Genomic DNA, 21,437 nt, shown 5'->3' with positions numbered 1-21,437 from the left:
CGCCCTCCGGTCCCTGCCAGGGGTGCTACGCGTCGCCACCGGCCGGGCCGGGGCCCGCGGCGGCCACGTCCAGCAGTTCGTAGCGGTCCAGCGCCGTCTTCAGCGCCGACCGGTCGACCTTGCCTTCCTTGGCCAGTTCGGTGAGCACCGCCAGCACGATCGACTGCGCGTCGATGTGGAAGTAGCGGCGGGCCGCCCCCCGGGTGTCGGCGAAGCCGAAGCCGTCCGCACCCAGCGACTGGTACGCGCCGGGCACCCAGCGCGCGATCTGGTCGGGCACGGAACGCATCCAGTCCGAGACCGCCACGAACGGGCCCTCGGAGCCGGAGAGCTTCTGCGTCACGTAGGGGACGCGCTGCTCCTCCTCGGGGTGGAGCAGGTTGTGGCGCTCCACATCGACGGCGTCGCGGCGCAGCTCGTTCCACGAGGTCGCCGACCAGACGTCCGCCTTCACGTCCCACTCGTCGGCGAGGATGCGCTGCGCCTCGACCGCCCACGGGACCGCCACGCCGGACGCCAGGATCTGGGCCGGGATCCGGCCCTTGTCGCCGCCGCGGTAGCGGTGCACGCCCTTGAGGATGCCCTCGACATCCACGTCGGCGGGCTCGGCCGGGTGCTGGATCGGCTCGTTGTAGACGGTGAGGTAGTAGAAGACGTCCTCGTTCTCCTCGGGCGTCCCGCCGTACATCCGCCGCAGACCGTCCTTGACGATGTGCGCGATCTCGTACCCGAACGCCGGGTCGTACGAGACACAGGCCGGGTTCGTCGAGGCGAGCAGCTGGGAGTGGCCGTCCGCGTGCTGGAGGCCCTCACCGGTCAGCGTCGTACGGCCGGCCGTCGCACCCAGCACGAAGCCGCGCGAGAGCTGGTCGGCCATCTGCCAGAACTGGTCACCCGTGCGCTGGAAACCGAACATCGAGTAGAAGACGTACACCGGGATCAGCGGCTCGCCGTGCGTGGCGTACGCCGAACCCGCTGCGATCAGCGAGGCCGTGCAGCCGGCCTCGGAGATGCCGTCGTGCAGCATCTGACCGGTCGGTGACTCCTTGTACGCGAGCAGCAGCTCGCGGTCCACCGACTCGTACTGCTGGCCGAGCGGGTTGTAGATCTTCGCACTCGGGAAGAACGCGTCCATACCGAAGGTGCGGTACTCGTCGGGCGCGATCAACACGAAACGCTTGCCGATCTCCTTGTCCCGCATGAGGTCCTTCAGGACACGGACGAACGCCATGGTCGTGGCGATCGACTGCTGGCCCGAGCCCTTCTTCGCGGACGCGTACGCCTTCTCGTCCGGAAGGGGCAGCGGCTTCGCACGCACCACGCGCGTCGGGACGTAGCCGCCCAGACCCTGGCGGCGGTCGTGCATGTACTGGATCTCCTCCGAGTCGCGGCCCGGGTGGTAGTACGGCGGGTTGCCGTCCTCCAGCTGCTTGTCCGCGATCGGGATGTGCAGGCGGTCACGGAAGCGCTTGAGGTCGTCCGCCGTGAGCTTCTTCATCTGGTGGGTCGCGTTGCGGCCCTCGAAGTTCGGCCCGAGGGTCCAGCCCTTGACCGTCTGCGCCAGGATCACGGTCGGCTGGCCCTTGTGTGCCTTGGCCGCCGCGTACGCCGCGTACACCTTGCGGTGGTCGTGACCGCCGCGCCCCAGGTGCAGGATCTGCTGGTCGGACATGTCCTTGACCATGTCGCGCAGCCGCGGGTCGTCACCGAAGAAGTGGTCCCGGATGTACGCGCCGGTCTCGGTGGCGTACGTCTGGAACTGGCCGTCCGGGGTCGTGTTCAGCTTGTTGACCAGGATGCCCGTGCGGTCCTGCGCGAGCAGCGGGTCCCAGCTGCGGTCCCAGACCAGCTTGATGACGTTCCAGCCGGCTCCGCGGAACTGTGACTCCAGCTCCTGGATGATCTTGCCGTTGCCGCGCACCGGGCCGTCGAGGCGCTGCAGGTTGCAGTTGACCACGAAGGTGAGGTTGTCCAGCCCCTCACGGGCGGCGATGGAGAGCTGGCCGAGCGACTCCGGCTCGTCCATCTCTCCGTCACCGAGATAGGCCCAGACGTGCGACGCGGAGGTGTCGGCGATGCCGCGCGCCTCCATGTAGCGGTTCATCCGCGCCTGGTAGATCGCGCCGAGCGGGCCGAGGCCCATCGAGACGGTCGGGAACTCCCAGAAGTCCGGCATCGACCGCGGGTGCGGGTAGCTGGAAAGCGCGTGCCCTTCCTTCGACTTCTCCTGGCGGAAGCCGTCGAGCTGCGCCTCACTGAGCCTGTCGAGCAGGAACGCTCGGGCGTAGATGCCCGGGGAGGCGTGCCCCTGGAAGAAGATCTGGTCGCCGCCGCGGCCGTCGTCCTTGCCGCGGAAGAAGTGGTTGAAGCCGACGTCGTACAGCGAGGCCGACGAGGCGAAGGTGGCGATGTGGCCGCCGACGCCGATCCCGGGACGCTGCGCGCGGGAGACCATCACCGCGGCGTTCCAACGGGTCGCGTTGAGGACCTTGCGCTCGATCTCCTCGTCGCCGGGGAAGAACGGCTCGTCCTTCGTGGCGATCGTGTTGATGTAGTCGGTGCTGCGCATCTCCGGCACGGCGACACGCTTCTCGCGCGCGCGCTCGATGAGCCGGAGCATCAGATAGCGGGCCCGCTCACGGCCTCGCTCGTCGACGGCGGCGTCGAGTGAGTCGAGCCATTCCTGGGTCTCTTCTGGATCGAAGTCCGGGACCTGGCTCGGAAGGCCGCCAATGATGATCGGGTTGCGATCTGATCCGGAAGCCACGCTGTTCCTTCGCTGTTCGGTGGTGCTCTTCAGGGCCTGGTTGCGGGGAACGTACCCCCGTGGTGGCGGCTGTACGCCGCCTCCATCGTGTACCGCGAGGACCTAAACGTCATCTCTACTGTGGGGTAACACAAGGTTCCCGGACGACGTGTCCGGGCACGGTTACCAGCACTGCGAGGACGGTCCGGCCCAAACCGCAACCATACGCCCGACCCGGCCAAGCGTTCCCAAAGCCCGTTCGAATCCGAATGGCGGAGCGAAACGGCATAAGCTGAGGAAGGACGCAAAGGGTCCGGACGCCATTTCCGGCCCCGCAGGAGACATGCCGGACACGGCGGCGACGTGGCATGGAACGTCACCGTTTAGGCGGTCTCGGACGCCGGGTACTTGCGCGATTCGCCGAGCCCGTGTGGACTACGGCCAATGCCCCGCGCACGCGCGTGGCTGAAGCATTTTCCGAAACATGATCAGGAGGCAACCCGTGAGCGCGACCGCGGACCACGCGGAGGAACGGACCAACACGGCCGCAAGGCTTGGGTTCGAACCCGGACAGGTGGTCCAGGAGATCGGCTACGACGACGACGTCGAGCAGGAGCTCCGTGAGGGCATTGAGGCCACAATCGGCCAGGAACTCGTCGACGAGGACTACGACGACGTCGCCGACGTCGTCCTGCTCTGGTTCCGCGACGAGGACGGCGACCTTACGGACGCGCTGGTGGATGCCATTGGTCTGATCGAGGACGGTGGGGCGGTCTGGCTGTTGACGCCCAAGACCGGCCGAGACGGATACGTCGAGCCGAGCGACATCAACGAGGCTGCCCAGACAGCTGGTCTCGCCCAGACCAAGAGCATCAGCGCGGGCAAGGACTGGACGGGCAGCCGTCTGGTGACCCCCAAGGGGGCCCCCGCCAAGCGCTGAGCTTCCCAACACCATGAAGGCCCCCGACGGCACCACGCCGCCCGGGGGCCTTCGTACGCGCCGGTGGGGGCGGGCCCTTTAGGGTGGTGTCACCCGGACGGCCCAGGCCGGGGAAGTGGTGACGTCGGTGAAGGGATGCGTTTACATGGCGATCGAGGTCGGGCAGAAGGCTCCGGATTTCGAGCTGAAGGACAACCACGGGCGGACCGTGAAGCTCTCGGACTTCCGTGGCGAGAAGAACGTGGTGCTGCTCTTCTACCCGTTCGCGTTCACCGGGGTGTGCACGGGCGAGCTCTGCGCGCTCCGCGACGAGCTGCCGAGGTTCGAGAACGACGACACCCAGCTGCTCGCCGTCTCCAACGACTCGATCCACACCCTGCGGGTCTTCGCGGAGCAGGAGGGTCTGGAGTACCCGTTGCTCTCGGACTTCTGGCCGCACGGCGCGGCCTCGCGGGCGTACGGCGTGTTCGACGAGGAGAAGGGCTGCGCGGTGCGCGGCACGTTCGTCATCGACAAGGAGGGCGTGGTCCGCTGGACCGTCGTGAACGGCCTGCCGGACGCGCGTGACCTGAACGACTACATCAAGGCGCTGGACTCGATCTGACCCGAACGGCCCCGGGGCCGGCGCGCAGCCGGACCCGGGGCCGCGGAGTGCCGGATCCGGGGTGTTCGACGCCTCGGATCCGGGGGTCCCGCGGCGGCGCCCGGCCAAAAGCCTGTTTTGGCAGGGAACCGGTCACTAGGATCCAATCGTTGATCCGATGCCAACGCACGACGGGGGTGCTGGCGTCTGCCGGCCCTCTCAAAACTTTTGGAGGACTCGTGGGAGTCAGCCTCAGCAAGGGCGGCAACGTCTCGCTGACCAAGGCCGCGCCGAACCTGACCGCGGTCATCGTCGGTCTGGGCTGGGATGCCCGGACGACCACCGGTGGTGATTTCGACCTCGACGCCAGCGCTCTGCTGACGAACGCCGAGGGCAAGGTCGGCAGCGACGGGAATTTCGTCTTCTTCAACAACCTCAAGAGCCCCGACGGATCCGTCGAGCACACCGGTGACAACACCACCGGTGAGGGCGAGGGCGACGACGAGGTCATCAAGGTCAACCTGGCCGGTGTCCCGGCCGACGTCGACAAGATCGTCTTCCCGGTCTCGATCTACGAGGCCGAGACCCGCCAGCAGAGCTTCGGCCAGGTGCGCAACGCCTACATCCGCGTGGTGAACCAGGCGGACAACAGCGAACTCGCGCGTTACGACCTGAGCGAGGACGCCTCGACGGAGACCGCCATGGTCTTCGGCGAGCTCTACCGCAACGGCGCGGAGTGGAAGTTCCGTGCCATCGGTCAGGGCTACGCCTCGGGCCTGCGCGGTATCGCGCAGGACTTCGGGGTCAACGTCTGACCAGGTCCGGAGGATCCTCCGGACCCTTCGGCTCCACCGCGTCCGGCGCCGCACCCGTGCGGCGCCGGACGCGCTCGGCGGTGCGCCCCGCGTCCGGCAGGCGCCGTGCCGCGAGAAAGACCGTCCACAGACTCGGGGAGGACACACCATGGGCGTCACGCTCGCCAAGGGAGGCAACGTCTCCCTCTCCAAGGCCGCACCCGATCTCACTCAGGTGCTGGTCGGGCTCGGCTGGGACGCACGATCCACGACGGGAGCCGACTTCGACCTCGACGCCAGCGCGCTGCTGTGCCAGTCGGGCCGGGTACTCGGCGACGAGTGGTTCGTGTTCTACAACAACCTCACCAGCCCTGACGGATCCGTCGAGCACACCGGTGACAACCTCACCGGTGAGGGCGAAGGCGACGACGAGTCCGTCATCGTCAATCTCACGCAGGTGCCGGCGCACTGCGACAAGATTCTTTTCCCGGTCTCGATCCATGACGCCGACAATCGCGGGCAGACCTTCGGGCAGGTCAGCAATGCCTTCATCCGTGTGGTCAACCAGGCGGACGGCCAGGAACTGGCGCGTTACGACCTCACCGAGGACGCTTCGACAGAGACGGCGATGATCTTCGGTGAGCTCTACCGCTACGGCGGGGAGTGGAAGTTCCGTGCAGTCGGGCAGGGGTACGCGTCCGGACTTCGGGGCATCGCTCTAGACTTCGGGGTCAACGTTTCGTAAAGCCGCGCACGGCGCGGGGGAGCCCCGTACTCAACCGGGGGAGACCCGTTACATACACGATGGGGTAGCCAGTGCTTCTGAAAACCTTCGGCTGGTCGTTCGCGGTTACCGCGCTCGGCCTGGTCGCAGCGGTGTTCTACGGGGGGTGGCAGGCATTCGGCATCGTCGCGATCCTGTCGATCCTGGAGATCTCGCTGTCCTTCGACAACGCGGTGATCAACGCCGGAATCCTGAAGAAGATGAATGCCTTCTGGCAGAAGATCTTCCTCACCGTCGGCGTGCTCATCGCGGTCTTCGGTATGCGGCTGGTCTTCCCCGTCGTGATCGTGGCCATCAGCGCCCAACTGGGGCCGATCGAGGCCATCGACCTCTCGTTCAACGACCCCGACCGGTACAAGGAACTCGTGACGGACGCCCATCCGTCCATCGCCGCCTTCGGTGGGATGTTCCTCCTCATGATCTTCCTCGACTTCATCTTCGAGGAGCGTGACATCCAGTGGCTGCGCTGGATCGAGCGCCCGCTGGCCAAGCTCGGCAAGGTCGACATGCTGTCGGTCTGCGTCGCGCTGATCGTCCTGCTTATCTCCGCCATGACGTTCGCGACCCACGCGCACCAGCACGGTGGCGGCCATGCCGACAAGGCGTCGACCGTCCTGCTCTCCGGTATCGCCGGCCTCATCACGTACCTCGTGGTCGGCGGTCTCTCCGGATTCTTCGAGAACAAGCTCGAGGAGGAGGAGGAGCGCGAGCACGAGGCCGAGGAAGAGGCCAGGAAGGCCGGGAAGCCGGTCTCCTCGGTGGTGCTCGCGGGCAAGGCCGCGTTCTTCATGTTCCTCTACCTCGAGGTCCTCGACGCGTCCTTCTCCTTCGACGGCGTCATCGGCGCCTTCGCCATCACCAACGAGATCGTGCTGATGGCCCTCGGCCTCGGTATCGGCGCCATGTACGTCCGTTCGCTCACCGTGTACCTGGTCCGCCAGGGCACCCTGGACGACTACGTCTTCCTGGAGCACGGCGCCCACTACGCGATCGGTGCCCTGTCGGTCATCCTGCTCGTCACCATCCAGTACGAGATCAACGAGATCATCACCGGTCTCGTCGGCGTCGTACTGATCGGCTGGTCCTTCTGGTCCTCGGTGCGGCGCAACAAGGCGATCGAGGCGGCCGGCGGCGAGGGCGGCGGCTCCGATTCCAAGGCCGAAGTCTCCTCCGGGGTGTGACCCGGTAGGGATTGAGGAACGCTCTCTCTGCGGGGCGGTCATGTCGGCGGTTCCGGGAACACCCGGAACCGGCCCGCCGGCCGCCCCGCAGTGACGTGCGGGGGCGTGTGGGCCGTAAGCGCGGGGTCGGGAAGTACTACGGATACATGTGGGGGTTGGGATGGCCTTCTGGGACGGCCTGTTTCCTGGACGGGCGGCGCAGTTCGAGTCGGGCAACTCGGCGACGAACTCCATCGTCCTCTCCAGGCGCAACGCGACGGTCTCGCTGACCAAGCAGGGCGCGCTGTCGGGCAACCTGCGCGTCAACCTGTCGTGGCGGATGCGGACTTCGGACATCGGGGGCAGGTCGCGGCAGGGCGGACGCCTGCTGCGCCCGCTGAAGCTCTTCAAGCCCGACGTCGTCCAGGCCCACACCCAGGGCATGGTCAACGTCGACCTGGACCTGGGCTGCATGTACGAACTCGCGGACGGTACGAAAGGTGTGGTGCAGCCGCTCGGCAACCTCATCGGGGACCTGAACGCGGCGCCGTACATCCGGCTCAGCGGGGACGACCGCTTCGGGGCGCCGTCGGGCGAGACCGTCTACGTCAACCTCGACAAGCGCGAAGAGATCAAGCGCCTGCTGTTCTTCGTCTACATCTACGACCAGACCCCGGCCTTCGACCGCACCCACGCCAAGGTGACGCTCTACCCCGGCAACGGCCCGCGCATCGAGATCGAGCTGGACGAGCGGGCCCCGCAGGCCCGGTCCTGCGCGGTGTTCACCGTGGACAACACGAAGGGCGAGCTGGTCGTCCGGCGCGAGGTGAAGTTCGTGTACGGCTTCCAGTCGGAGCTGGACCGCCTGTACGGCTTCGGCATGCAGTGGGGGCGCGGCTACAAGACACGGGCCTGAGTGCGCACCGTCGAGGGCGGCCGCGGCGCCGGTTCAGGACCTGAGGAACTGCGGGCCCTGCGGGGGGAGCACGAAGTTCGGGTCCGCGGCGTGTGCCGCCGCTGCCGCGGGCTGCGGATAGCCGTAGGCGGGCTGAGCGGCCGGCTGAGGATAGCCGTACGCGGGCTGCGGGGACGTGGCGGGCTGCGGGTATCCGTAGGAGGGCTGCGGAGCGGCAGACGGCTGGGGATAGCCGTAGGCGGGCTGGGGCGCCGCGGAAGGCTGCGGATAGCCGTAGGCGGGCTGCTGGTGGTGGACCGTGGCCTGGTTGTCGGGCGAGAGGGCGCCGGTCCCGGCCATGGCCCCCTCGGCCGCGGCACAGGTCTCGGGCGTCGCCGCCGGGCCCGGCTCGGAGGCTGCCTCCGCCTCGTCCACCGAGATCCCGAAGGCGGTGGCGAGACCGACCAGGCCCGTCGGGTACCCCTGGCCCACCGCGCGGAACTTCCAGCCCTCGCCGCGCCGGTACAGCTCCCCGCAGATGACGGCGGTCTCCTCGCCGGTCTCCGCTCGCACGTCGAAGACCGCCAGCGGCTCGCCGTCGGCCGAGGCCGCGTCGTACAGCGATATGCGCAGATCCCGTACGTGTTCGAACGCGGCCTCGTCGCAGGACGCCGCGATGACCACCTGTTCGACGGACGGGTCGAGCGCGGAGAGGTCCGCCTCGATCGTGTCCGTGAGACCGTCGGGAGAGCTGCGCTTGGGCAGCCGGCGCACCAGGCCCGACGGATGCCTCGGCTGGTTGTAGAAGACGAAGTCCTCGTCCGAACGCACTCGACCGGAGGAACCGAGCACAAGCGCGGAGGCGTCCACGTCCGGAACACCGGTGCCCGGGGTCCAGCGCAGCACGGCCCGTACGGCCATGGCGTCGAGAGGGACGTTCGAGCCCTTCAGCATCGCGTGCGTCATGGCGTTCATCCTGCCTGCTGGTGGGGCACCCGGACAACGCGGGGTGCGAACCAGTAGGCCAGGACCTGCTCGCACGCGGCACGACGGCGCGCCGCGCCAGACGTGGGATACGCCGGGGTTACCCGAAGTTCATATGCGAGGGGAACCACCGACACCCGTCCGAACGTACTATTACCGGCCAAACGTTGTCCGGTCTATCTGGCAGTAAGGGGGAAACACATGCGTCATTTCGGGCACATCCTGCCCGCTGTACGGGCGGGCCTGTTCTTCAGGGAGCCTTGCGCGTTCACCGCGGACTCCTCCTCCCAGGTGCTGTCCGCGGCCCTGGGCGCCACTCTCTACAGCCCCGCGACGCGGCCAAGGCTGGCCGACGACGTCATCAAGCAGGTGGGCAGGGGCGTCGTCTCCATGGTGCTCTGCCTGGAGGATTCCATCGACGACGCCGAGGTGACCGGAGCCGAGGCCAACCTCGTCCGGCAGTTCGCGGACCTGGAGGCGCGGGACACCGACGTGCCGCTGCTCTTCATCAGGGTCCGTGAGCCCGAGCAGATCTCCGACCTCGTGCGGCGGCTGGGCAGCTCCGTCCGATTGTTGTCCGGATTCGTACTTCCGAAATTCACGGAAGAGCGTGGCGAGCTGTTCATGGAGGCCCTCACCGCTGCCGAGTCCGACAGCGGTCACCGGCTGTTCGCGATGCCCGTACTCGAATCGCCCGAGCTGCTGCACCTGGAGACCAGGGGCGAGACACTGCGGGGAATCGCCCGCACCGTCGACAAGTACCGCGAGCGGGTCCTGGCGCTGCGGCTCGGTGTCACCGACTTCTGCTCCGCCTACGGTCTGCGCCGCGCCCCCGACATGACGGCGTACGACGTCCAGATCGTCGGCGCGGTCATCGGGGACGTCGTCAACGTCCTGGGCCGGGCCGACGGCACCGGCTTCACCATCACCGGACCGGTGTGGGAGTACTTCCGACTCCAGGAGCGGATGTTCAAGCCCCAGCTGCGCCGCAGCCCCTTCATGGGCCAGGCCGAGGAACTGCGCACCGCCCTCATCGAGCACGACCTCGACGGGCTGCTGCGCGAGATCGAGCTGGACCGGGCCAACGGCCTGCTGGGCAAGACCTGCATCCACCCCTCCCACGTCCTGCCCGTGCACGCGCTGTCCGTCGTCAGCCACGAGGAGTACAGCGACGCGCAGGACATCCTGAGGCCCGAGCGCGGCGGCGGCGGGGTGCTGCGCTCCGCCTACACGAACAAGATGAACGAGGTGAAGCCGCACCGCGCCTGGGCGGAACGGACCCTCCAGCGGGCCGAGGTCTTCGGTGTCGCACGGGAGGACGTCGGCTTCGTGGAGCTGCTGGCCGCAGGAGTGACGGACTGAACGCGGACATGACCGAGCGCACCGCCGCCGGCATGACCGAACGAGTTGCCGCGGACATGTCCGGGCGCACACCGGACGGAGCCGAGCACATACCGGAAGAAGAGGCAGTGGACGTGGAGTGGTCGGGTAACTGGGTCGCGGAGCGGCTCGGAGTAGAGCTCGTCGGCGACGGGGAACTCCGGGAGCTGCTGGGCCTCGCCCTGCGCCGCAACCCGAAGCGGGCCCATCTGCTCGTGTCGAACATCCTGGGCAAGCACGTGCCCCAGCGGCCGTCCGTCGTGCACGGGGCGGGTCACGAGCTCGGCGAACGCGTACGGGACCTGCTCGGCGAGGCGGCAGCCCGCCGGGCCGTCGTCCTCGGGTACGCCGAAACGGCGACCGGCCTCGGCCACGCCGTCGCCGACGGGCTCGGGGTGGCCCCGTACCTCCACTCGACCCGGCGCCCCGTCGCCGGTGTCGCACAGGCCGGCGGATTCGAGGAGTCGCACTCGCACGCCACCTCCCACCTGCTGCTGCCCGAGAACCCCGACCTGCTCAGGACGGGCGCCGACGATGCGCCCCTGGTCCTGGTCGACGACGAGTTCTCCACGGGCAACACCGTGCTCAACACCATCCGGGCCCTCCACGCGCGCTACCCCCGCGACCGCTACGTCGTCGTGGCGCTGGTGGACATGCGCTCCGAGGCCGACCAGGGCCGGCTCGCCGAGTTCGCCGCCGAGATCGGCGCCCGCGTCGACCTGGTCGCCCGCGCCCGCGGCACCGTGCTCCTCCCGGACGACGTCCTGGAGAAGGGCCGAGCCCTGGTCGCCGCGCACGAGTCCGACGACACCCTGGACGTACCCCCCGCACCCGAGGCGCACCCCGCACCGAGGACCCCGCCCGTCCGCGTCGGCCTCGACTGGCCGGCCGGAGTGCCTGACGGCGGGCGCCACGGCTTCACCCCCGCCCACCGGGCGGCCCTGGAAGCCGCCCTCCCGGCCATGGCGGGCCGTATCGCCGACGCGCTGGGAGACGCCCGCCGGGTGCTCGTCCTCGGCTTCGAGGAGCTGATGTACGCGCCGCTGCGCCTCGGCACCGCGCTGGAGGACGCCACCACCGCCGAAGTGCGCTACTCCACCACCACCCGCTCGCCCGTCCTCGCCGTCGACGACCCGGGCTACGCGATACGCAGCCGCCTCGTCTTCCCGGCCCACGACGATCCCGCCGACGGCCCCGGCGACCGGTACGCGTACAACGTCGCGGGCGGCGGATTCGACGCCGTCGTCGCCGTCGTCGACTCCACGGCCGACACCCCGGCCCTGCACGCCCCCGACGGACTGCTGGCCACGCTCGCCGCACACACCGACCAGGTGCTTCTCGCCGTCGTCCCCTCGTACGTCCCGCCGCAGACCTCCCACAGGCAGGAAGCCGCCATGCTGCCCGAACCCCTCCGGGGCCCCGCCTTCTCCTCCTACGCCGCCGAGGACGTCGGCTGGCTGCTCCAGGACCTCTCGGACACGCCCCTTGAGGCCCCGACCGAGGAACGCGAGGAGGCCATCCAGAGCGGTGGCGCGCACTACGCAGAGTCGCTGCCCGTCGAGTACCAGCCCACCGAGCAGTACCAGGAGCTCTTCAAGGCCGCCCTGGACACCTCGGCCGCCCGTATCGCCCGGGCCGTCGGCACGGTCACCGAGACGATCCTCGCCGAACTGCCCCACTCCCCGCTCCACCCGGGCGGGGACACCTCCGCCCGGCGCCCCGTCCTCGTCTCCCTCGCCCGGGCCGGCACGCCCGTCGGGGTCCTGATGCGCCGTTGGGCCCTGCACCGGCACGGACTCGACCTGCCGCACTACGCCGTCTCGATCGTCCGGGGCCGGGGCATCGACGCCAACGCACTGCGCTGGCTGGCCGCCCACCACGACCCGGCGGACGTCGTCTTCGTCGACGGCTGGACGGGAAAGGGCGCCATCACACGTGAACTCGCGGCGGCCCTGGAGGAGTTCGGCGGCTTCAACCCGGAGATCGCCGTACTGGCCGACCCGGGTGGCTGCGTACGGACCTACGGAACGCGCGAGGACTTCCTCATCCCGTCCGCCTGCCTCAACTCCACCGTGTCCGGGCTGATCTCCCGTACCGTCCTGCGTTCCGACCTGGTCGGCCCGCACGACTTCCACGGCGCGAAGTTCTACCGCGAACTCGCGGAGTCCGACGTCTCCGGACTGTTCCTCGACACGGTCGCAGCCCGCTTCGACGAGGTCACCGACGCGGTGGACGCCGAGGTCAAGGAGCTCCTCGCCGCGGACCGCACGCCCACCTGGGAGGGCTGGGCCGCCGTCGAACGGATCAGTGAGGAGTACGGCATCCACGACGTGAACCTGGTCAAGCCCGGCGTCGGCGAGACGACCCGGGTACTGCTGCGCCGGGTCCCCTGGAAGATCCTCGCCAACCGCGGTGCGGGTGCCGACCTCGACCACGTACGCCTGCTCGCCGAACAGCGCGGCGTACCGGTCGAAGAGGTCGACGGACTCCCGTACACCTGCGTCGGGTTGATCCATCCCAAGTACACGCGGGGCGCCACCGGCGCGGACGGCACGGCGGTGACGGCGAAGTGACCGGATCCGCGAAGGCACCCGTGACGATGGTCGCCAGCGACCTCGACCGCACCCTCATCTACTCGGCGGCAGCGCTCCAGCTGACCATGCCGGACGAGCGCGCGCCGCGCCTGCTCTGCGTGGAGGTCTACGACCGGGCGCCCCTCTCCTACATGACCGAGACGGCAGCCGCCCTGCTCGACGAACTGGCCCGCACCACGGTGTTCGTACCGACCACCACCCGGACCCGCGAACAGTACGCCCGTATCCACCTGCCCGGCCCGGCCCCCCGGTACGCGATCTGCGCCAACGGCGGACACCTCCTCGTCGACGGCGTCTCCGACCCCGAGTGGCACGAGGGGGTGACCCGCAGGCTCGCCGAGGAGTGCGCCCCCCTCGACGAGGTCCGCGCCCACCTCCGGGCCACGAGCGACCCGTCCTGGCTGCTCAAGGAACGAGTCGCCGAAGACCTCTTCGCGTACCTCGTCGTCGACCGGACCGCGCTGCCCGAGGGCTGGGTGAAGGAGCTGTCCGCCTGGGCCGGCCCCAGGGGCTGGACCGTCTCCCTCCAGGGCCGCAAGATCTACGCCGTACCCCAGCCACTGACCAAGAGCGCCGCGATGCACGAGGCGGCACGCCGCTGCGGCGCCACGAGGACGCTCGCCGCCGGTGACTCGCTCCTCGACGCCGACCTGCTCCTCGCGGCCGACCTGGCATGGCGCCCGGGCCACGGCGAGCTGGCCGACAGCGGCTGGGGCGCGCCGCACACCGAGGTGCTCAGGGAGCGGGGCGCCGCAGCGGGCGAGGAGATCCTGCGCCGTTTCCTCCGCGCCTCCGACCCGGTACGCGCGGGTCGCTGAGCGACCCCCCGGCCCGGCCGCTCAGGGTACGTGCGGTCGCTGAGCCCTCCCCGGCCCTGCGCTCAGAGGGAACTACTACAGGGGCGACCGGCGCGGGCCCGCCGATCGCCCCTCGCGCGCGCTCAGCCGCAGCAGCCTCCGCCGCAGCACCCGCCACCACCGCCGCCCGACGGGGCGGGAGCCGCGGACGCGGCGGAGCCGCCCACGGCCACGGTGGAGAGCAGCTTCACGGTGTCCTCGTGCCCGGCGGGGCATGAGGCCGGGTCGGAGGACTCGGCCATCGGACGGCTGACTTCGAACGTCTCGCCGCAGGGGCGGCAGCGGTACTCGTAGCGAGGCATGGCCCCAGATTAGAGCCTCTTCCCGTTCGTGACCTCGGGCATCGGGGTACGTTCGCGGCGCTGCTCCGCCGCGACCTGCTCGGGGTGCCGGGCCTGCCAGTACGGATTGTCGTGGGGCAGGCCGCCGCTGACCCTTCCGTACATGCCGAACATCATCAGCAACAGCCCGACCACGAAGCTGAACAGCACGTTCGGCATCTCGAAGGCCAGGAAGTTCAGCCCGGTGTCCAGCAGCGCCAGATTCACGAAACCGCTGAGGACGAAGGCGACGCCCAGGACCATGTTCAGGGTCGAGGCGAAGTTCCCGCCGATGACCATCCCGATGAAGAGCAGCGCCCCGACGCAGATGGACAGGATGCTCAGCGCGCCGTTGGTGTTGAGGCCCGCCACCGTGTCACCGCCGGTGTCGAAGACTCCGATACGGTCGATGAGCCCGAAGATGCCGAAGATGACGAGCACCAGGCCCATGAAACCGGCCCCTGCCCGGTAGAACCGGCTGAGCTTGTGATCGACGGGCAGGTGCTCGTCGAGCCGGGTGGCCTTGCGGCGCCGGCCGGTGGGGCGCAGAACATGTGTGGCCATGACGACCTCCTCCGGCCGCGTGCGGCCACCGGGACGCGTCAGCGGAAGCCGCTGCGTATCTACAGCATCGGCGCACCTGCGGCCGGGGACAAATCGGGCAGGGCGGGCTGGTCCGCGTTCGGGGGATGCTCGGTGAGGCACGTCTGCCGGGTCAGGCGCGGTCTCAAAGGTCAGGGTCCTCAAAGGTCAGGGCGGCCTCAGAGGGCCGACACCGCCTCCCGGGTCAGGCGCCGCCGCACAGGCCGGACACTGACTCCCAGCTCCGACACCGACTCCCAGGTCAGGCGCCGCCGCCCAGCTCCTCGCGGATCGCCGAGACCACCCGGGTCGCCGTCTGCCGCACCGCCTCGGTCTCGGTCAGGAAGTGCCAGTAGTCGGGGTGGCGCCCTTCCAGGCCGGTGATCGCCCGCTCCAGCCGTGCCACGGCGTCGTCCAGCGGACGGGCATGGCGCGGATCCGGGGTGTTGCGCCCGGTCATGGCGAGGCGCTGGGCGTCCCTGAGGGCGAACCGGGTGCGGTCGATCTCGGCCTGCGGACTCTTTGCCACCGCGTCGAGCCTCTGCAGTCGGTCACCGGCGGCGGACACCGCCTCGTCCGTCGTGTTGAGCAGCGCCCGGACCGTACTCAGCCGGGACGTCGCGTCGGCCCAGCGCTGCTCCGACCGTGCCTCGGCGGCCTCCTTCAGCTTCGCCTCGGCCTGCCGGACATTGACGGCCGCCTGCTCGGGAACGGGCTGCAGATCCTGCCAACAGGCGGCGGAGAAGCGGCGGCGGAGCTCGCTGAGCACCGGCTCGACCTGCCCGGCCCTGGTTGTCAGCGCCTGGGCGCGGGTGCGCAAGGAGACGAGCCTCCGGTCGATCTCGGCCGCGCGCTCAGGGAGACGGTCCGCCTCGGCCCGCACCGCCTCGGCATCGCGCAGCACCTGGTCCGCGCGCTGCAGCGTCTCGGCTACGCCGTGCCGTCCGGCGCCCTGGTTGAGCTTGGTCAGCTCCGGGGCGAGAGCAGCGAGGCGGGCCGCGAGATCATCCGCGCGCAGCCCGGAGGCGCGTACGGAGTCCAGTGCGTTACTCGCCGCGATCAGCGCCTGACGGGCCCGCTCCACCGCGGGAGCCAGCCGCGCGAGCTGGGTCTCCGCGCTGTTGAGCAGCGTCCCGAGGCCCTCGGCGAACCGGTCCAGCTCGCCCTTCACCCGCACGAGCTCGTCCTTGGCCCCGGTCAGCTGGGTCTTCGCCCCGGCCGCGGCCGAGGGCTCCAGATCGTCCCGGTCCAGGTCGTGTGCGTCGACCGCGGCGATATAGGTGTGGCTGACCTCGTCGATCCGCCGGCCCAGCGCCGCGAAGTCCTCCGCGACCTTGCGGGCACGGGGGGAGCTGTCGACGGCGGTGATCGTCTCGATCGAGATCTGAAGATCGCGCTGAGCGGTGTCCAGCTCGTAGAAGGCCGAGGCCGCCGCGTCCTTCGCCGCCTGGGCGTCGGCCCGCTGATTCTCCCCACGGCCCCCGAACCAGCGCCGCGTACCCCCGCCGGCGAAGGCGCCGGGCAGGGCCGCGACGAGCAGCGGCACCGGGAGCAGCATCAGCACCAGGACGTCCCTGACGGCGGAGCCAGCACCCGCTTTCGCCTGCGGCCGCGTGTGTGTCGCCGTCACATCCCTCTCCCGTGCCGATTCGCCCTGCCCGGTTCATTCTCGCACCAGTTAGGACGAACGCACGGGCCGGTTAGTTCGCACTTCGGACAGTGACTTCACCGTTGTCGCTGCGCGCCTTCACCACGTGCTCGCTGCTGTCGCTCCGGGGCACGTCGACGGAGACGTTTCCGTTGTCGGCCTCGGCGGACACCGCGTACGTGTCCTGCCCCGGAGGGAGGCCGATGTCGATTCGCCCGTTGTCACTGACGGTGTCCACCAGCGCGGGGACCCGGGTGAACCCGAGCCGGATCTCCCCGTTGGCGGAGCGCGCGACCACGGAACTCCCCGATACCCGCTCGGCCACGACGGAGCCGTTGTCGCTCCGCAGCTCCAGGGGCCCGGAGGCGTCCCGCACGCTGATGCCGCCGTTGTCGGCGGAGATCTTCAGCCGGGTGGTGAAACCCGCCGCGGTCACCTTCCCGTTGTCGCCCTCCACGGACAGAGCCACCCCGCGCGGCACCTTGACCTCGTGCCGCGCCTCACAGTTGCTGATCATCGCGCTGCACTTCACGCCGAGCGTCAGCTTGTCCCCTTCGAGCTTCCACACGGGGTCGGGTCCGTTGCCCAGGAACACCCACCCGTCCACGCGGCGGGTGACCTCGATCCGCTCCACGTCGGCGGGCACGAGTTCCAGGGCCGAGTTCTCGGCATCGATGGTGAGGGACTTCCTGCCGAAGGCGAACGACTTGTGCTCGGTGGGCGCGCCCTCCGCGTTCGCACTGCCGCAGCCGCTCAGCGCCGCGACGAGAAGTACGGTCCCGGCGGCGGCCACGAGTGCCTCGGTGCGTCGTGTACGGATGGTCATGGTCGAGTCCCCCTGAGAGCGCTGCCGATGTGGCTCCACCGTAAGGAAGCACCGCCCCGGGGACGATCCGGACGGCTACCGTTTCCGGGGTAGGGCTAACCCCCCGTGCCGCTGTGGCTACCGCGCGGGCGCGCGGTCGGTGCGGGCCCGCACCACCGAGCCGGCGCGCGCAGAGCGATCCCGGGCCCCGCCGATGCCGATGAGCGGGGCGCAGAACCGGATTGCCGCCGGGGGGCGTGGGCCATGTAACCTGTTGGCTCATCCACGGGTGCGTAGCTCAGGGGTAGAGCGCTGCTCTTACAAAGCAGATGTCGGCGGTTCGAAACCGCCCGCGCCCACCAGTGCAAAGGCCCCCAACCGATCATGGTTGGGGGCCTTCGACGTCCACTGCGTGCTGTTCACGCAGGCTTAGGCTCAGTTGCTAGTGGCAGTAGTCCGACGTCCTCAAGATCCAGAACAGAGAGAAGCGGGGCTGCGATACCCACCTTTACGGCAGATTGATGGATGGCTTCCCGCAGGTAGGGCCGCGTCACCGGAGTCGCGATGATCTCGGCGAAACGCTTCGCGACGGCCGCCGGAATACTGATGGGCTCCGGCGTCCTGAAGACTGCTGCCACGTCCGCAACCATCCGGCCTTCTGAGGTCACGACCATGGCCCGCATGCGGACAGCCAGCTGATTGCCCTCCATCCGCTGCATGAGCTGGATCTCTGCCTGATCGCCGCTGCGTTCCTCTTCGGAGTCGTCACGGAGCTGGTCGAAACCATCGGCCCTGCGTGCACTCACCTCGTAGTAGACGATGTCAATCAACTCGGCGAGCTGCTGCAGCTCCTCCAGGGATGACACCTCTCGCAGCAGCGACTCGGTGCTCATGCAGCACCACGTCGGCCACCAGCCACCGGGACGGGCTCAGCGCTCTGCGCCAACGGCTCCCAGCTGTCCGTACTCAGGGCCGGTTCGCCGACAACGTGTGGCCTGATTGCCACGGCCATCCCCACTGCCCGGGCATACCGCATGAGCGTGGACAGTCGGGGGTCCCCACCCAGTCGCTCCAGATCGGAAACCGCAGACTGAGTGGTTTCCATGGCCTGCGCCACCTGCCTCTGGGTGATGCGGCACGCTTTACGATGCTTTACCAGGGTCTCCACGAGCATCATGACCGCATCGACGTCGCTGGCGGCAGCACTCGTCTGCGCGTCGTCGAGGTCAAGACCAAGCAGCCCTGCGAGGTGCTCGTCCATAGCACTCCTTCCCTGACTGCCGAGTATCGCTCAGGACCGATATCACTTCAACGCCTACGCAGCGCCACCGTCACTGCTTGGCCTGTTTTGCCACTCAGATAGCCGTTTGCGCGCCGTATCAATATCGACCGGGTCCGTTTTCGTCCCCTGTGTGGACTTCTTGTTAACGAATCTGAGCGCGAGGAGCACCGGGCTCTCTCCCTCGACCAAGCTGTAGAAGAGCCTGAAGATCCGCTCCCCGCAGTTCAACCGCAGCTCCCACAAGCCGTCACCTAGGAACTTGCGATCTTTGGGTAGCAGCTCCTCGTTGGCCGCGCGCCCCATGATCTTCCCTAGGCGGAGGCGTTCGTGCTGCTTCAGCTGGCACTTGGCGATCTCCTTCTGGACCACATCGGCGTCCAGCGCTGACCTATAGAACTGCCATGTCTTGGTCATCCGCCCCCGCCTCCGCACCTCGCGCGGCGTCGACCTTACCGCGCGAGCCTCAGTCGTAACAGACGGTGAACCGAAGCCGTCCGCTCTCGTCACGTGATCAGTCGGCCACGCCCAGGTCTTCGCGCATGATCCGGCGCATCGCGGTGAGTGCCGGTTCCGCCGCCTTCAGGTCGAGGAGAGCCTGTTCCGCGCTCTCGCCGTCGCGGGCCAGACCGCGATCAAGTCGCTTGGCGGCGGCGTCTGTCGCGGCAAGGACGACGTTCACCTCACGGGATGCCACGAGCACCGCCTCGGGGACGATCAGCTGGGACTCGGCGTATCGGTCGCGATAGTCCCGGCGGGCGTCCTCCACCCCGGTGCGGTCGTCGTCGGTGTAGACACCGTCGCGCAGCCGGTGGAGGGCGTCCTTCAGCATGGTGTGGAAGTGGCGGGACGCCCGGTTCATCGCGGTGTAGGCCGCGCGCCGTTCCTCGAAGAGCCGCCGTGTCGACTCGACTTGACCGTCCTCAGCTCGCTGACGCCGCGTCACCCATGTGGTGACCAACGGTGCCGAGAGTGTCCCCAGGACTCCGACGACGGCGGTGACCATGGTGGCTGTGACGGTTCCCATGGCCAGGACCCTAACTCCGTGTCAGGCGCGTGACGGAGGCCAGGACGGTGTCCCAGGGGAGCTCCCGTACCGCCGGTCCCTCGCGTGGCTCGTGCAGAGGCCAGACGTCGGGACCCTCTACGATCTCCACCTCGGCCTTCCGCAGCGCCGCGACATGTCCCGCCCACGCCGGGTGCCGTACATGCGCCGCGTTGACCCGGGGGAACACCACGACGGGTACGCCGATGGTGCCCAGAGCCTCGCCCACCAGCGTCAGTGCCTGGTTGTCCGCGATGCCCGTCGCGAGCTTGGCGACGTAGTTGGCGCTCGCCGGGGCTACGACGAGGCAGTGGGCGACCGGGTGGGGGCGGGGCTCGGCCGGCAGGCGGGAAGCGTCCCGTACCGGCAGGCCGGTCAGTCGCTCCAGGCGGTCGGCCTCGCCGTTCGACCGCAGCCACCGGCCGGCGTTCGGGGTCAGGGTCACGGCCACCTGCCAGCCCATCGCCATGGCAGGCTCGACCAAGCCGGTGCGCAGCACCTCGACCCCGTCCGTCGCCGTACCCACGACACCCAGCACTCCGCGACTTCCTGCGCTCACGGTCTCACCGCCCCGAATCCGTCCGTCCTGGCCGGCACGCAGTACGGCGGGTAGGTCCGCGACTGTCACTGCCCGCCCTTACCGTGTCAGAGGAACCGGGCCGTTCGGAACCGGGCAGTTCGAACCGGGCCGTAGGGCCGCCGGCGTTCCCGAATGCCGCCTGGCGTGCGTCTGTCGTGAAGCGGAGATCCTTTGAGCGAGCGCCAGCGGCTCGGCCGGCCGTTCGGATGGCTGTGGTCGGCGTATGCCGCCAGCACCCTCGGGACCTGGCTGGGCTTCGGGGCGCTGCCCCTCATCGCCCTCCAGGTGCTGCACGTCGGACCCGCGGCGGTGTCCGCTCTGGCCGCCGTCGGGCAGGCGGTGGGCGCGCTGCTCGCCCTGCCGCTGGGCCCCTGGGTCGAGCGCCGGCGGAAGAAGCCCGTGATGGTGGCGGCCGACCTCGTCCGCTCGGTCGCGCTGTGCGCCATTCCGGTCGCCTACGCCCTGGGGGCGCTGACGTACACGTACCTGCTGGTCGTGTCCGTGGTCTCCGCCGCCGCCAACATCGCCTTCCGGTCGGCGAGCGGTGCCTATCTCAAGATGCTCGTGCGGCCCGGGCAACTGCTCGTCGCCAACGGCCGCTTCGAGTCGACCACCTGGACCGCGACCGCCTTGGGCCCCACCCTGGGCGGCGCCGCCATCAGTCTCCTCGGCGCGGTGGTGACCGTGATCGCGAACGCCGTCGGCTTCCTGCTCTCCGCTGCCGCCCTCCTCGCCATCCGCGCACGCGAGCCGAAGCCGGAGCGGGCGGGCTCCGCGCGTCTGCGGGGGGCCGACCTGTTCGAGGGCTGGCGCTTCATCCTGGCCGATCCGGAACTGCGGCCGCTGTTCCTCAACACCGTCGCCGTGAACGCCTTGATCATGGCCACGCAGCCGCTGCTCGCCGTGCTCCTCCTCAGGGACCTCGGCTGGGAGGCGTGGCAGTACGGGCTCGCCTTCGGGCTGCCGTGCGTCGGAGGCTTCCTCGGTGCCCAGGCCGCTCCGCGTCTGGAGGCCCGTTACGGCCGCAGGCCCGTGCTGCTGTGGTCGGGCGCACTGCGTTCGGCGTGGCTGACAGGCCTGGTCCTCGTCACGCCCGGAGCCGGTGGCGTGGCGCTGGTGGTCCTGGTCGAGTTCGGGCTCATCGCGTGCATGGGCGTCTTCAATCCCCTCTACGCCACGCAGCGGCTCCAGCACGTACCGGACGATCGCGTCGCGCGCGTGCTCACCGCGTGGAGCGTCACGAGTACGGGGGCGATCGCGGCGCTCACCGCACTGTGGGGGGTGCTGGCCGCCGTGGTCGGGGCGCGAGCGGCCATCGCCGCCGCCGCGCTCCTGCTGGCCGCCACGCCGGTCCTGCTGCGCCGTCGGCCGCCTGTCGTGGCCGTCGTCGAGGAGCCCGCTCGGGGTGCTTGACCTGCCCTGACCGTGCCGGGATGCGAGGGGGCGGGGGCCGGGGGACCG

Annotated in this window: 21 protein-coding genes and 1 tRNA gene; 11 read left to right on the top strand and 11 right to left on the bottom strand. The window is 69.5% G+C overall.

Features of this window, described 5'->3' with window-relative positions:
- Nucleotides 1-25 precede the first annotated feature (25 nt).
- Nucleotides 26-2,767, bottom strand: coding sequence for a pyruvate dehydrogenase (acetyl-transferring), homodimeric type (gene aceE / locus AB0I83_RS21810; protein WP_363305800.1), 2,742 nt, complete (start codon nucleotides 2,765-2,767; stop codon nucleotides 26-28).
- Between the two features lie 481 nt (nucleotides 2,768-3,248).
- Here aceE and AB0I83_RS21805 point away from each other — a divergent pair, with 481 nt between their 5' ends.
- The 6 genes from AB0I83_RS21805 (at nucleotide 3,249) to AB0I83_RS21780 (ending at nucleotide 7,923) form a co-directional block, all read left to right on the top strand.
- Nucleotides 3,249-3,686 (top strand): DUF3052 domain-containing protein, encoded by a 438-nt coding sequence (locus AB0I83_RS21805; protein WP_031092598.1) that lies wholly within the window; start codon nucleotides 3,249-3,251, stop codon nucleotides 3,684-3,686.
- A 145-nt stretch (nucleotides 3,687-3,831) separates the two neighbouring features.
- Nucleotides 3,832-4,290, top strand: coding sequence for a peroxiredoxin (locus tag AB0I83_RS21800; protein WP_356533321.1), 459 nt, complete (start codon nucleotides 3,832-3,834; stop codon nucleotides 4,288-4,290).
- A gap of 218 nt (nucleotides 4,291-4,508) precedes the next feature.
- Nucleotides 4,509-5,084, top strand: coding sequence for a TerD family protein (locus AB0I83_RS21795; RefSeq protein ID WP_356533320.1), 576 nt, complete (start codon nucleotides 4,509-4,511; stop codon nucleotides 5,082-5,084).
- 148 nt (nucleotides 5,085-5,232) lie between these two features.
- Nucleotides 5,233-5,808, top strand: a complete 576-nt coding sequence (locus tag AB0I83_RS21790; protein ID WP_356533319.1) for a TerD family protein — start codon at nucleotides 5,233-5,235, stop codon at nucleotides 5,806-5,808.
- 71 nt (nucleotides 5,809-5,879) lie between these two features.
- Nucleotides 5,880-7,028, top strand: a complete 1,149-nt coding sequence (locus AB0I83_RS21785) for a DUF475 domain-containing protein (RefSeq protein WP_356840362.1) — start codon at nucleotides 5,880-5,882, stop codon at nucleotides 7,026-7,028.
- Between the two features lie 160 nt (nucleotides 7,029-7,188).
- A complete protein-coding gene (locus tag AB0I83_RS21780) occupies nucleotides 7,189-7,923 on the top strand; it encodes a Tellurium resistance (RefSeq protein ID WP_356533316.1) in 735 nt (244 codons plus the stop codon).
- Between the two features lie 33 nt (nucleotides 7,924-7,956).
- Here AB0I83_RS21780 and AB0I83_RS21775 read toward each other — a convergent pair whose 3' ends face one another.
- Nucleotides 7,957-8,877 carry a TerD family protein gene (locus tag AB0I83_RS21775; RefSeq protein WP_363305799.1) on the bottom strand — a complete coding sequence of 307 codons (921 nt, stop codon included), beginning with the start codon at nucleotides 8,875-8,877 and terminating at the stop codon, nucleotides 7,957-7,959.
- Nucleotides 8,878-9,087: 210 nt separating this feature from the next.
- On the opposite strand from AB0I83_RS21775, the gene AB0I83_RS21770 reads away from it, so the two are divergent.
- Genes AB0I83_RS21770 through AB0I83_RS21760 form a run of 3 tightly spaced genes read left to right on the top strand, consistent with a single transcriptional unit; the run spans nucleotide 9,088 to nucleotide 13,678 of the window.
- Nucleotides 9,088-10,248 (top strand): HpcH/HpaI aldolase/citrate lyase family protein, encoded by a 1,161-nt coding sequence (locus AB0I83_RS21770; protein WP_356533314.1) that lies wholly within the window; start codon nucleotides 9,088-9,090, stop codon nucleotides 10,246-10,248.
- A gap of 56 nt (nucleotides 10,249-10,304) precedes the next feature.
- Nucleotides 10,305-12,839 (top strand): phosphoribosyltransferase, encoded by a 2,535-nt coding sequence (locus AB0I83_RS21765; protein ID WP_363305812.1) that lies wholly within the window; start codon nucleotides 10,305-10,307, stop codon nucleotides 12,837-12,839.
- 26 nt (nucleotides 12,840-12,865) lie between these two features.
- Nucleotides 12,866-13,678 carry an HAD family hydrolase gene (locus tag AB0I83_RS21760; RefSeq protein WP_363305811.1) on the top strand — a complete coding sequence of 271 codons (813 nt, stop codon included), beginning with the start codon at nucleotides 12,866-12,868 and terminating at the stop codon, nucleotides 13,676-13,678.
- Nucleotides 13,679-13,800: 122 nt separating this feature from the next.
- Here AB0I83_RS21760 and AB0I83_RS21755 read toward each other — a convergent pair whose 3' ends face one another.
- The 4 genes from AB0I83_RS21755 to AB0I83_RS21740 form a co-directional block, all read right to left on the bottom strand.
- Nucleotides 13,801-14,019 carry a zinc ribbon domain-containing protein gene (locus AB0I83_RS21755; protein WP_356533313.1) on the bottom strand — a complete coding sequence of 73 codons (219 nt, stop codon included), beginning with the start codon at nucleotides 14,017-14,019 and terminating at the stop codon, nucleotides 13,801-13,803.
- Nucleotides 14,020-14,028: 9 nt separating this feature from the next.
- On the bottom strand, nucleotides 14,029-14,601 hold the full coding sequence (locus AB0I83_RS21750) for a DUF4383 domain-containing protein (RefSeq protein ID WP_356533312.1): 573 nt from the start codon (nucleotides 14,599-14,601) through the stop codon (nucleotides 14,029-14,031).
- A 280-nt stretch (nucleotides 14,602-14,881) separates the two neighbouring features.
- The gene (locus AB0I83_RS21745) at nucleotides 14,882-16,249 is read right to left on the bottom strand and encodes a hypothetical protein (protein ID WP_363305798.1); all 1,368 of its coding nucleotides are present in this window, start codon (nucleotides 16,247-16,249) and stop codon (nucleotides 14,882-14,884) included.
- 70 nt (nucleotides 16,250-16,319) lie between these two features.
- Nucleotides 16,320-17,093 (bottom strand): DUF4097 family beta strand repeat-containing protein, encoded by a 774-nt coding sequence (locus AB0I83_RS21740; RefSeq protein ID WP_363305797.1) that lies wholly within the window; start codon nucleotides 17,091-17,093, stop codon nucleotides 16,320-16,322.
- A gap of 266 nt (nucleotides 17,094-17,359) precedes the next feature.
- Between AB0I83_RS21740 and AB0I83_RS21735 the strand changes: the two genes are divergently transcribed.
- A tRNA-Val gene (locus AB0I83_RS21735) sits at nucleotides 17,360-17,434 on the top strand.
- A 57-nt stretch (nucleotides 17,435-17,491) separates the two neighbouring features.
- Here AB0I83_RS21735 and AB0I83_RS21730 read toward each other — a convergent pair.
- The 5 genes from AB0I83_RS21730 to AB0I83_RS21710 all read right to left on the bottom strand — a co-directional run bounded on the left by AB0I83_RS21730 (nucleotide 17,492) and on the right by AB0I83_RS21710 (nucleotide 19,955).
- Entirely contained in the window at nucleotides 17,492-17,965 is a 474-nt protein-coding gene (locus tag AB0I83_RS21730) for a hypothetical protein (protein ID WP_356840359.1), read from the bottom strand.
- Nucleotides 17,962-18,333 carry a helix-turn-helix transcriptional regulator gene (locus AB0I83_RS21725; RefSeq protein ID WP_356840357.1) on the bottom strand — a complete coding sequence of 124 codons (372 nt, stop codon included), beginning with the start codon at nucleotides 18,331-18,333 and terminating at the stop codon, nucleotides 17,962-17,964. The genes AB0I83_RS21730 and AB0I83_RS21725 overlap by 4 nt, the downstream gene beginning before the upstream one ends.
- Nucleotides 18,334-18,387: 54 nt before the next feature.
- A complete protein-coding gene (locus AB0I83_RS21720; protein ID WP_363305796.1) occupies nucleotides 18,388-18,768 on the bottom strand; it encodes a type II toxin-antitoxin system RelE/ParE family toxin in 381 nt (126 codons plus the stop codon).
- Between the two features lie 97 nt (nucleotides 18,769-18,865).
- Nucleotides 18,866-19,378 (bottom strand): hypothetical protein, encoded by a 513-nt coding sequence (locus AB0I83_RS21715; RefSeq protein ID WP_363305795.1) that lies wholly within the window; start codon nucleotides 19,376-19,378, stop codon nucleotides 18,866-18,868.
- 10 nt (nucleotides 19,379-19,388) lie between these two features.
- Nucleotides 19,389-19,955: a flavoprotein gene (locus AB0I83_RS21710; RefSeq protein WP_363305794.1), complete on the bottom strand. Its 567-nt coding sequence runs from the start codon at nucleotides 19,953-19,955 to the stop codon at nucleotides 19,389-19,391.
- Between the two features lie 192 nt (nucleotides 19,956-20,147).
- On the opposite strand from AB0I83_RS21710, the gene AB0I83_RS21705 reads away from it, so the two are divergent.
- Nucleotides 20,148-21,389, top strand: coding sequence for an MFS transporter (locus tag AB0I83_RS21705; RefSeq protein WP_363305793.1), 1,242 nt, complete (start codon nucleotides 20,148-20,150; stop codon nucleotides 21,387-21,389).
- Nucleotides 21,390-21,437: the final 48 nt, after the last annotated feature.

The organism is Streptomyces sp. NPDC049970 (assembly GCF_040660235.1).
In the GTDB taxonomy this organism is placed as follows: Bacteria; Actinomycetota; Actinomycetes; order Streptomycetales; family Streptomycetaceae; genus Streptomyces.
Note: the sequence above shows the minus strand (reverse complement) of the source record. Positions and strands in the feature narration are given on the sequence as shown.